The organism is Methylocaldum sp., assembly GCF_039794385.1.
Classification (GTDB): Bacteria; Pseudomonadota; Gammaproteobacteria; order Methylococcales; family Methylococcaceae; genus Methylocaldum.
Map to the genome: position 1 here is coordinate 1 of NZ_JBDIVO010000145.1, position 11,046 is coordinate 11,046.

Annotated in this window: 9 protein-coding genes and 1 pseudogene; 4 read left to right on the forward strand and 6 right to left on the reverse strand. The window is 57.0% G+C overall.

All coding sequences use genetic code 11. The annotated features are described in order from the left end of the window. A partial coding sequence (locus ABJK70_RS13320; protein ID WP_347258210.1) for an EAL domain-containing protein occupies window positions 1–2,092 on the forward strand: 2,092 nt, incomplete at its 5' end. 209 nt (window positions 2,093–2,301) lie between these two features. Continuing rightward, window positions 2,302–2,925 (forward strand): urate hydroxylase PuuD, encoded by a 624-nt coding sequence (locus ABJK70_RS13325; RefSeq protein ID WP_205780728.1) that lies wholly within the window; start codon window positions 2,302–2,304, stop codon window positions 2,923–2,925. Window positions 2,926–3,030: 105 nt separating this feature from the next. Here the strand turns inward: ABJK70_RS13325 and ABJK70_RS13330 are convergent, their stop codons facing one another. From ABJK70_RS13330 to ABJK70_RS13350, 5 genes are all read right to left on the reverse strand, one after another. Continuing rightward, complete coding sequence (locus ABJK70_RS13330) at window positions 3,031–3,330, reverse strand: hypothetical protein (RefSeq protein WP_077729848.1); 300 nt, start codon at window positions 3,328–3,330, stop codon at window positions 3,031–3,033. Between the two features lie 176 nt (window positions 3,331–3,506). Further along, window positions 3,507–4,268 (reverse strand): slipin family protein, encoded by a 762-nt coding sequence (locus ABJK70_RS13335; RefSeq protein WP_077729849.1) that lies wholly within the window; start codon window positions 4,266–4,268, stop codon window positions 3,507–3,509. After that, entirely contained in the window at window positions 4,265–5,656 is a 1,392-nt protein-coding gene (locus tag ABJK70_RS13340) for a nodulation protein NfeD (RefSeq protein ID WP_077729850.1), read from the reverse strand. Before ABJK70_RS13340 ends, ABJK70_RS13335 begins: the two co-directional genes overlap by 4 nt. A 333-nt stretch (window positions 5,657–5,989) precedes the next feature. Next, the gene (locus tag ABJK70_RS13345; RefSeq protein WP_077729851.1) at window positions 5,990–6,637 is read right to left on the reverse strand and encodes a carbonic anhydrase; all 648 of its coding nucleotides are present in this window, start codon (window positions 6,635–6,637) and stop codon (window positions 5,990–5,992) included. A 128-nt stretch (window positions 6,638–6,765) separates the two neighbouring features. Then, window positions 6,766–8,148, reverse strand: a complete 1,383-nt coding sequence (locus ABJK70_RS13350) for an OpgC domain-containing protein (RefSeq protein ID WP_347258211.1) — start codon at window positions 8,146–8,148, stop codon at window positions 6,766–6,768. Window positions 8,149–8,293: 145 nt separating this feature from the next. Here ABJK70_RS13350 and ABJK70_RS13355 point away from each other — a divergent pair, with 145 nt between their 5' ends. Next, window positions 8,294–8,965, forward strand: a complete 672-nt coding sequence (locus ABJK70_RS13355; RefSeq protein ID WP_077729853.1) for a response regulator — start codon at window positions 8,294–8,296, stop codon at window positions 8,963–8,965. Next, the gene (locus ABJK70_RS13360) at window positions 8,958–10,343 is read left to right on the forward strand and encodes a sensor histidine kinase (RefSeq protein ID WP_156879415.1); all 1,386 of its coding nucleotides are present in this window, start codon (window positions 8,958–8,960) and stop codon (window positions 10,341–10,343) included. Before ABJK70_RS13355 ends, ABJK70_RS13360 begins: the two co-directional genes overlap by 8 nt. A 50-nt stretch (window positions 10,344–10,393) precedes the next feature. Here ABJK70_RS13360 and ABJK70_RS13365 read toward each other — a convergent pair. Continuing rightward, a pseudogene (locus tag ABJK70_RS13365) lies at window positions 10,394–11,046 on the reverse strand (sodium:calcium antiporter); the annotation flags it as partial.

Genomic DNA, 11,046 nt, shown 5'->3' on the forward strand with positions numbered 1-11,046 from the left:
TGGAGAAGACGCCTCCCTGGCGCTTCTCGTACAGGCACGTCTAACGAAACTTGGTCATCGCGTCGATATCGCCGCAAGCTGCGACGAGGCTCTGGAAAGGCTGGCTAGGGAACAGTACGACCTCGTAATTCTCGATCAATTTATTCCTGGGAAGGACGGACTGACCACCCTTCGTGAAATACTGGCCTTGCCGTTCGTCCCCGGCGTCATCGTGATTTGTAGAGATCACGCCTTTGATGTCGCTGTCGAGGCTCTTCGGCTCGGCGCCACGGATTATGTCGTAAAGGACGAGCATGAGGCATTCTTCGATCTTTTGCCGTCTGTCATTCAAAAGGTTCTCGACCGAGAACGCTTGCTCCGCGCCCAGAAAGAATCGGAAAACCGGGATCGAATTGCCGAGATGGTGTTTCATAACGTCACCGAGGGTGTCCTGATCACCGATTCCGAAACGCGCATTATCGCGATCAATCCCGCATTCAGCTCGATCACCGGTTACGCGCCCGAGGAGGTCATCGGCAATACGCCGGCTATTCTGAGCTCAGGCAGACACGACAAGGCATTTTATAGGAGCATGTGGGAGGCTATCGATCTGACCGGACAATGGAAGGGCGAGATCTGGAACAAGCGGAAGAATCAGGACATTTATCCTCAATGGCTCACCATCAATGTCGTACGAGACGAGAACGGCCGGTTGTTGAACTATATCGCGACCATCTCGGACATCACCGAACGCAAGAAGATCGAAGATCGTCTCCGCAATCTCACTCATTACGACACGCTGACAGGGCTTCCCAATCGCGAACTGTTCAATAAACGACTGAATGAAGCCATCAATCGGACCAGGCAAAACAATACCGGCCTCGCACTGCTGTTCGTCGACCTCGACCGGTTCAAAACCGTCAACGATTCCCTGGGTCATAACGCCGGCGACGAATTGCTGCGGCAGGTCGCCGCGCGCATCAAACAGTCGGTCCGCGAGAGCGACGTGACGGCGCGCTTGGGAAGCGATGAATTCACGGTCATTCTGGAGAACATCACGGAGCCGCAAAAGGCGCAAATCGTTGCACAAAAGATTATCCATGCGCTGAACAAGCCGATTAACCTGAAACGTCATCAAGTTTTCATTTCGCCTAGTATCGGAATCGCGTTCTACCCGTCGGACGCTACCGAGATGGAAGAATTGGTCAAGAATGCCGACCGCGCCATGTACACGGCTAAGTGCGAGGGACGCAACAACTTCAAATTTTATTCGCCCGGCATGAATGCCGCGGCCCTGGAACGACTCACACTGGAAACCCAACTGCGGTTGACTTTGGAGAAGAACCAGTTCGTCCTGAGCTATCAGCCGCAAATCAATCTTCAAACCGGAAGCGTCATCGGAGTCGAGGCCCTGATTCGGTGGAACCACCCCGAGTTTGGGCTTGTACCGCCGGATCAGTTCATACCCTTGCTCGAGGAAACCAATCTGATCCTGCCGGTCGGCGAATGGGTCTTGCGGGCCGGGTGCCGGCAACTCGGCGAATGGCACAAACTGGGGCTGTATCCGTTACGCCTGGCCGTCAATATTTCCGTCCGGCAATATCGTCTCGATCATCTTGTTCCGTTACTCGATGCCATCATTGCTGAAACACAAGTCGACCCGAGCTGCCTGGAACTGGAAATTACCGAGAGCATCATGATCGAAAACCTCGACGCCACACTGCAAATCTTCGAGGCATTCCGAAACCGAGGCATCCGGATTTCGATCGACGACTTCGGTACCGGCTATTCCTCTTTAAGCTACTTACAGCGATTGCCGATCGACGCACTGAAGATCGATCGCTCGTTCATCCAGAACATTCATACCTCAGCGAGCGACAGGACGATCACCAAAGCCATCATCTCAATGGCGCACAGCTTGGGAATCAAGGTTATTGCCGAGGGCATCGAAAATGCGCGCCACTTGCACTTTCTAAGAGAACAACGCTGCGAAGAAGGACAAGGTTATTTCATTCAACGAGCCATGCCCGCCCATGAGTTGACTGACTGGTTGCTGAGCCGTGCGCCATGTCGGCAAAGCATCCATGATACGGAAACTGTTACGACCGAATAAGCCAGGACGCTAGCCGCCCGCCTGACACGTTTTCTCGCCTGGTGTAGCGTTCGCGGAGGAAGGCGCTACGCGTCGCAAATATCGTCGTCCCCTATATCGGCCACGCCGCCGAATTCCATTTGATTGCCGCCCGAGAGAAGAATACCCTGTTGAGCCCGCGCACACTTTGCACGGTCTAGTCAACACTAACAAAAAAGAGGAAAACGACAATGCAAAATGTCATGCTTCAGGTGATCAACGCACTTGCGAAATTCGGATTGGACAAACTGGAAAGGGCTCTGATCTTCGGCGCCGTGCTGGTCGTGGCTCTGGCGTTCGCCACCGGCACCGTTCAGATGTCGCAAGTCTGGTTTGCGTTTCTGTTTCGCTGGCTGCATGTGCTTTCGGGCGTCATGTGGATCGGTCTGCTGTGGTACTTCAACTTTGTCCAAATCCCGTCCATGCCCAAGATCCCGGACGAACAAAAGCCAGCGATCGGCAAGGTCATCGCACCGGCCGCTCTGTTCTGGTTCCGCTGGGCTGCCTTGTCGACCGTAGTCACCGGACTGATCCTGGCGATCCTGAACGGCTACGTCATCCAGGCCCTGCTGTTGGGCTACTTCAAGGGCGGACAGGCTACCTATATCGGTCTCGGTATGTGGCTTGGCCTGATCATGGCCTACAACGTGTGGAACATCATTTGGCCGAATCAGAAGAAGGCGCTGGGGCTGGTCGAAGCCACGGATGACGAGAAAAAGACGGCCGCGCGGACAGCGATGCTGGCCAGCCGCTTCAACACCATGTCCTCGATCCCGATGCTTTACTTCATGGTCGCCGCCCAAAACCTGGCGTAGGGGGTTCATCGAAATCAAAAAGGGATTCCGGTTTAAGCTCGGAATCCCTTTTTCCGTGTATCGAACCTAGAATCGGTTGCTCGGTAGCTACCGAAAAATGACCGATTACGATTCCCGAACATTGGCTTTCAACAGGACGAACTTGTAAACCAACACGGCACATAATGCGCCCACCAAAATCCAGGAGTGACCGATCAGGAACGCCGACATTCCGGTTTTCGCCGCTCCTCTGAGTGAGGACAGGTACGGTTTGGAAACCAAGATCATCCACGCCCAGGCCGGCACCTGGTAAGCGATGGCTCCCGCGACACCCCAGTGCAGCGACTTCAATCCCAACCGCTCTGCGGTCCGGTAATACCAATAAATGATGCCTATGGTGAGCAATATGGAAATGAATAGCGGCATATCAGCATAACCTCGCTTGACTGGTAGGAATCGACGCGACCGAGCCGCGGCCTGGGCAGCAAGGCTGCCCGCAATCGGATTATCCTACCTGTGGTATCGCCGCGAAAGAGCGGCGATTGCCGTTCCTTTCTCTCGCCACGCTGGCCTGCACCTGGTGCGGCCTAGCGCTAAACCGATCAGGATGTCGTGCTTTGCCCGCTTCTGAAGGCACTGATGATTTCCATCGGCAACGGAAACACAATGGTTGAAGATCTGTCGCCCGCAACCTCGGTCAGGGTCTGGAGATAGCGTAGTTCGATGGCTCTGGGGGCCTGCGCCAATGTCCGAGCCGCTTCGACCAGGCGTTGCGAAGCCTGAAACTCGCCTTCGGCGTGTATCACTTTGGCGCGGCGTTCCCGCTCCGCCTCCGCCTGTCGCGCAATGGCTCGAACCATGCTCTCATCCAAGTCGACATGCTTGATCTCCACATTGGATACTTTGATGCCCCAGGCATCCGTCTGCTGATCGAGGACGCCCTGTATGTCGATGTTCAATTTCTCGCGTTCCGCCAGCATCTCGTCCAGTTCGTGCTGGCCGAGCACCGAACGCAAGGTTGTCTGCGCGAGCTGACTGGTCGCTTCGTAATAGTTGGCCACCTGAATGATCGCGTTGGCCGGATCGATCACCCGAAAAAAGACGATCGCATTCACCTTGACCGAAACATTGTCCCGCGAAATCACATCCTGGGTCGGAACGTCCATCACGATGGTCCGGAGATCTACCTTGACCATCTGCTGAATGATCGGAATGACGATGAACAGTCCCGGTCCCTTGACCTTGTAGAATCGGCCCAGCAGAAAGATGACGCCTCGCTCGTATTCGCGCAGCACTTTGATCGCCGCGAACAGAAACATCAGTACGATGACGGCGAGAAAAACGACGAAATAGGTGGTGATCATGGCTCTAGCTCCTTTCGTTCTTCTAATGGCGCGACGTTGAGAATTAATCCGTCCATTCCTTTTACGCGAACGCGTTGACCCTTGTGCACCGCAATCCCGGTTCGCGCCGTCCAGATTTCGCTTCGGACATGGATTCTGCCCAATTCCTGGAAGTCCTCCAGGGCGGTCCCCACCGCACCGATCAGCTCTTCGCGCCCGGTGACGACGGCCTTGTGCCGCGACCGCAAGATCAGGCCTACCGCAACGCCGAAGAACATCAGGCTGGCCAGGGCGAATGCCGCAATCACGGCCCAACTGAGGCCGACGCCGGGCATTCGTTCGGTGTCGATCAGGATTACGCTGCCGATGATGAACGCCGCGATGCCGCCTAGCCCGAGCGCCCCGAAACTCGGCGCGAACGCTTCGGCGATCATCAGACCGATGCCGACGATGATCAGGGCGAGACCGGCATAATTGACCGGCAGGACCTGAAAGGCATACATCGCCAGCAGGAGGGAAATGACGCCGACCGTGCCCGGTACGATGGATCCGGGGTTGTAAAATTCGAGAATGAGTCCGTACACCCCGATCATCATCAGGATGTATGCAACATTGGGATTGGTGATGACGGCGAGAAGACGGCTGCGCCAATCGGGATCGATCGCTTCCACGGCGGCCCCGGTCAAATCGAGCGTTACGGAGCGGCCCAACACGTCGACCTGCCGTCCGTGCAATTTCGCCAGCAAAGTAGGAACATCGGACGCGACGATGTCGATGACGTGCATCTTAAGCGCTTCCTCGGCGGTAAGACTGACCCCTTCGCGCACCGATTTCTCGGCCCAGTCGGCGTTTCGGCCCCGAAGCTGAGCAAGACCGCGCAGATAGGCCACCGCGTCATTGATTATCTTCTTGGACATGGCGTCGCCGGAGTCGCGCGGCGCTTTCGGCTCATCCTTATCGTTCGGCCCGGGCTTGCCTTCGTTTCCTCCCGGTGCGCCGATGGCGACCGGCGTCGCGGCGCCCAGATTGGTGGCGGGTGCCATCGCAGCAACATGGCTGGCATAAAGAATATAAGTCCCTGCGCTGGCCGCCCGGGCTCCGCTTGGGGCGACGTAGGACACTATCGGAAAGGGCGAAGCCAGAATCATTCGGATGATGTCGCGCATCGCCGTGTCGAGGCCGCCCGGCGTATCCATCCGAATGATTGCCAGGCTCGCATTTCGAGCTTCGGCATCCTTCAGCGCACGGTCGATATAATCGCTGGTCGCAGGCCCCACAGGACCATCTATCGTCAATTGCGCAACCACCTTCGGCGGCGGAGCCGGACGTTCGGACGGCTGCTCGGCTCCACCCGCGATCTCCGCCGTGAGCCACAACCCGATAAAGATGACGATGATATTTCGCAGCATCCGTTCTCCGCGACTCCCGGTGAATGTGTTTGACCTTTCCGAGGCGGAGCTCGCCGGCAAGCCTCCGGTTCCGATTGATTCTTCTCTTTCTCGGACTCTCTTATACCGCTAACGGTTCTCGGGCGGCAAATCTCTTCTCGCGCGACGCTTCAGGTGTATGGGAACTACGCAGACGCAAAAACCGGATGCGCGCCGAAAGCCTATCTCGGTCGGCCGTTCGCCCTGAGCCCTTCGACTTGGTTCAGGACAGGCCCTTCGACGGTGCTCAGGACAGGCTTGTCGAAGGGTTTGGGGACCTACCAGAATAGGCTCTAAGCGCGCCGACTGGAAGGGTCAACCCTCGGGCAGATCCGTGTACTGGTAAATCGGATGAATCAGCGTTTCGGGCGGAAGCCGGATGAGTTCTTTGATGATTCCATCTTTCAGGCCATATACACACCCGTGCAGTACCGGGCGTTGATGGCGTTTCCATGCATGCTGGATTACCGAGGTGTGCGCGAGCGTCTGAACCTGTTCGATGACGTTGAGCTCCACCAATCTCTCCGCCCGCGCTTCTTCGGTCTCCAGCGCATTGATCTCGGACTGGTGCAAACGGTACACGTCCTTGATATGCATCAGCCATTTGTTGACGATCAGCAGTTCCGAGCGTTGCGGGCTGAGCGCCGCCCGGATGCCGCCGCAGTTGTAATGCCCGCATACGATCACGTGGCTCACCTTGAGCACGTCGACCGCATACTGGATCACGCTGAGACTGTTGAAGTCGGTGGTAATGACCTGATTGGCGATATTCCGGTGTACGAAAATCTCGCCGGGCTGAGCATTGACGATGATTTCCGCCGGAACCCGGCTATCGGAACACCCGATCCACAAAAAATCCGGTGTCTGAGCGTTAGCCAACCGCGAAAAGTATTCCGGCTCCCGGATCGTTTTTTCTTCGGCCCACGCTTTGTTTTCCAATAATAGTTTCTCGAACGGTCTCATAGTTGCCTCTTCAAATGTTCGTTAATCGGCGTTTGACGGTGCCGGTCCAGATACCGACGCTGCACGCATTGGACCGGCCTGCGGCCAAATGCGTCACGCACTCGCGACGTACTCATCGCCCGAGCTTGCTACTTGAAATTCTCTTGAGTGCCCACTGCCTCGTTTACATGACCATGCACATGATCTTGCACTAAGATCCCTCCGGCCCCTCGCATGGCCACCATGGAATAGTGAGCGTCCGAATTCCTTTGAGAAAGAGACAAAGGCACCGCTGCCACAAAAGCTACGAGAACCATTACCGGAGTTTGCTTCAATCGGCTCGGCCGTACCGCAAAAACCGGAAAGAGCGAGTCGCTCGCTCCATCATCGTGCCAAGCGGCCGACAAGGAGCTCCGCCCGCTCTGAACTTTCCATGGGCTAGACTTCAACCACGCCATCGTGCGGGCGGTAAGCAAGAGCAACGCGCAGCCGCCCAAATTGACCGCCGTAAGCGCCGCGACCTCGTGACCGAATTGGTCCAAGAACATACCGCCGACATAGGAAAGCGCCATCGTTACGATGAATATCGGCAGCGACTGCTGACCCATTTCGATAATGGGCCGGACGGCCTTCGAATTCAGCCAATGTTCCCGGTTCCGCAGGAATGTCGTGACGAGATAGGCCAAGGCCATGAAATACACCCACCGTAACGGCCCGAGATGGGTCTTGTCCAGCCAGGGCAGCAAACCGGCGTGGAGTTGAATCAGGAACTCGGTCGGCCGGAGCGCCGGCTCGGGACTCAGCGGCAAAGACAGAATCACGAACGCCACACAGATTGCCGCCAGCCATATCTTGTGTCCGGGAGGTTTAATCCAGCCGGATCCCAAGGCGAAGCCGGTGAAAAAAATCAGCTGCCAGCCGAACGGATTGAAAAACCAGGGGCGATCGCTGTGCAGGTCCGCCGAAAGCTCCAGTCCGTATCGCCACATGGCGAGGTAAACACCGATAGGGAAGGCAAAGGCCAGCGCTATATGAATGCGGGACAGCGTCCACACCACCGGTATCCACAACATGACCACCAGATACATCGGCAGAATATCGAAATAATTCGGAACATACCGCAGGGAAATCAATCCCAGAAGGGCCTCCTGAGTATGATCGAAAAAATATCGAATATTGAGACGGTGGATATAATCCGGCTCTTCGAAAACCGCGTTGCCCAGCACGCAAACAGCCGCCAAAAGCATGAACAGAGCGAGGTGGGCGCCGTAGATTTGCCCACAGCGGTAAAACACCCGAACGCTGCCCAACCATAAACCGGACGTGCGGAAACTGCGGCCATAAGCGATGGCCGCTGCATAGCCGGAGAGAAACACGAAGACCTCGGCCGCATCGCTCAAGCCGAAACGAGACGGGGTATAAAGCAGCAGCTCGTTGGCGGGGATGTGATTGATAAAGATAATCAGCAAGGCAAGGCCGCGAAAAAAATCGAGCTTAAGGTTTCGCTGTTTGTGTAAGCTTTGTCCGGTCATCGGGATCTTAATCTGTCGACGAAAATATGCACCGGGTCCACGCTGACTTAGACACTCACCCCATAGCGCTCTCGGCGCGGGCGCCCTAACGCTCCATTCTATAATCCGAAGCTTTCACAAACCTTTCATAACGCTTGTTTGACTTATGAAGATTCTACTCGTGGAGGATGATACCGTTCTGGCCGACGGCCTCACGCACGTGCTCGGTCAATCGGGCTACGCGGTCACCGGTGCGGCTTCGGGAGCTTATGCCGAATCCGCACTGCTCACCCAAAGCTTCGATTTGGTCATTCTGGACCTGGGACTGCCCGACATGGAGGGCTGCGAACTATTGCGAAGGTTGCGAGCGCGGAAAAATCCCGTTCCCGTCTTGGTCCTGACCGCACGAGATGCCCTGAATGACCGAATCAAGGGTCTCGAATGGGGCGCGGACGACTACATGGTCAAGCCTTTCGACCTCCGAGAGTTGGAGGCAAGAATTCACGCTCTGATACGTCGCCGTTATGGAGGATTCGGCGATCTCACGGTCGGCCGATTGACGCTGGACACCCTGAATCGCCAAGTGCTGGTGGACGATGCACCCATCATTCTGTCCGCGCGAGAATACGGAGTGCTCGAGGCGCTGTTGATCCAGGCCGGGCGGGTGGTCAGCAAGGACCGTATCGCCCAGCGCCTGTCGGCGGGAAACGAAGAACTGGGAGACAACGCCATCGAAGTCTATATTCACAGGCTGCGCAAACGGATGGAGGCATTCGGCGTGAGAATCCGGACTGTGCGCGGCCTAGGCTATTTACTCGAAAAAGACACCGATGGCTAAAGTCCAGAGCCTCCGAACCCAGTTTCTGCTGCGCTTGGCGCTCCCTCTCGCCCTGTTCGTGGTGCTGGACGCCATAGCCTCCTATTACATCGCGTTTCATTACGCCAATGCGGCCTATGACCGCTGGCTGCTCGACTCGGCACGCTCCCTGGCGCAGGAAGTCAAGGCCCAGAAAGGCAAGGTGACCTTCGAACTGCCACCCACCGCATTGGAGATTTTCCAGTGGGACGAGGTGGATCAAACCTTCTTCAAAATCGAATCGTCCCGCCACGGATTCATGGCCGGGGACAAGCGAGTTCCACCGCCGCCCGACTTGGCTTCGGTCCGCGATCAGCCGGTGTATTTCGACAGTATGATTCAAAACCACAGCGTCCGGGTGGTTTCCATGCTCGCCACGCCCAAGGACAGTTCCGAGGAAGTCTTGGTCCAGGTTGCCGAGACGATAAGGAAAAGACGCAGCATGATGACCGACATTCTCCTGGCCGAGCTGGTACCCCAATTTTTGCTGGTTTTTGGCGCGGGGCTATACATCTGGATAGGCATCAACCGGGGCCTGCATCCGCTAAACACATTGACGCGCGAAATCGCCCAACGCTCGCCGCGCGACCTCGCGCCGATCCCGGATACCGGCGTACCTCTCGAAGTGCTCACGCTGACCCATACCATCAACGATCTACTCGCGAGGCTCTCCACGGCAATCACTGCCCAGCAGCGCTTCATCGCCAATGCCGCGCACCAGCTGCGAACCCCGTTGGCCGGCCTGAAAGTCCAGGCGGAGCGTGCTCTGCGGGAAACCGAGCTGGCGACGATGCGCCCCGCCCTCGCGCAAATCCGAAACTGCGCCGACCGGGCATCGCGGTTGAGCACGCAGCTCTTGGTGCTGGCGCGCTCGGAAACGGCTCTGGGCGGCTCTCGACCCGGTTCGCGGGCGGACCTCCGCGCCATCGCAAGGGATGCCTGTATGGATTGGGTGCCGAGAGCGCTGCAACGCGATATGGATCTGAGCTTCGAAGGACCGCAGGCTCCGGTGTACGTGCAAGGCGAGGAAACCCTGCTCCGCGAATTGCTCAACAATCTCCTGGACAACGCCATCCGCTACGGACGCGATCATGGCCAAATTACGGTACGGCTCGCGGCGGATACCCATCCATGCCTCATCGTGGAAGATGACGGGCCGGGCATTCCGGATTCCGAGGCGGACAGGATTTTTGAGAGGTTTTATCGCCCCCCGGGCAGTCCCGGCGACGGCTGCGGGCTCGGGCTTGCGATCGTCAAAGAAATTGCCGAGCAGCATGACGCGCGGGTCCGGCTGTCACGTTCCGATCACGGCGGAGCGCGGATCGAAGTTCTCTTTCAAGACCGAGAACCGTTTTTTTGAGCTGAGAAACTCTTCCGGCGAACCGACTGGCAAAGCCTACCTTCGGCCGGTTACTCGCTATGGAGGTAGAGCACCGTGGAATTTAGCAAATAAATCGCAAAGAGCCCGAGGCTGATCCAGCCCACTGTTTTGAGGACACGCGTCGCCGGTCGATACAGAATGCCCACGATCGCGAGACCAGTCATGATTACGGCCGACATCGCCGACGCGCCGTGGATGGCCGATACGTTGGATAACAAAGGCCCTGGGTGGTAAAACAAATCGTCGATCGCGATAATCAAAATGTTGAAAAGATTACTCCCCAGGAGATTGGCGATCGCCATGTCGAGTGCCCCGAGCCGCAAAGCACCCAGAGTAACCGTGAGTTCGGGCATCGAGGTGACTATCGGGACCAGCAGCGTGCCGACGAATGACGTGTGCCACCCCATGGCCGTCGCGAGCTTGGTCGCGATGAACGGCATCCATACGCCGGCGGCGACTACGACCACCACGGCCCCGCCGTAACTCACGATCGCGCGGCGCAGCGAGATGCCGGCATAACGATCGGTAACCTCTTCCGCGAACTCGATCACCTGCTGCTTTTCGTAACGGAAAATCGAACGCACGGCGATCAAATACATCAGAACGATGACAGGCATATAAACGCCTACATGCCCTATGGCCCAACCGTTTCGCTGTCCGAGGAGAACGTTGAACCCCACCA